This is a genomic window from Pleomorphochaeta sp. DL1XJH-081 (assembly GCF_049310885.1).
In the GTDB taxonomy this organism is placed as follows: domain Bacteria; phylum Spirochaetota; class Spirochaetia; order Sphaerochaetales; family Sphaerochaetaceae; genus CAYZJV01.
In genome coordinates this window covers 1-246 of record NZ_JBMDYO010000188.1, presented here as the reverse complement: position 1 = coordinate 246, position 246 = coordinate 1, and the positions used below count along the sequence as shown (strand labels likewise).

Genomic DNA, 246 nt, shown 5'->3' with positions numbered 1-246 from the left:
AGGCCACGGGTGATCAAAGCAGTCCGTGCATTGGCACCAAAGCCCATGCCATCTGAAATACCCGCCCCGATAGCAATCACATTTTTGACTGCGCCACCAAGTTGCACCCCAACCATATCTGGGTTTTTATAAACCCGAAAGCTTTTACCACAATGGAAAAGTTGTTGTAGGTCATCACCAAATTGGCTATCACTTGCCGCCACCGATATTGCTGTTGGCAAGCCTGCTGCTAGCTCTTTTGCAAAG

At 48.8% G+C, this 246-nt stretch carries 1 pseudogene; it reads right to left on the bottom strand.

Annotated features, from left to right (window positions below):
- A pseudogene (locus ACODJP_RS14415) lies at nt 1-246 on the bottom strand (glycerol-3-phosphate dehydrogenase); the annotation flags it as partial.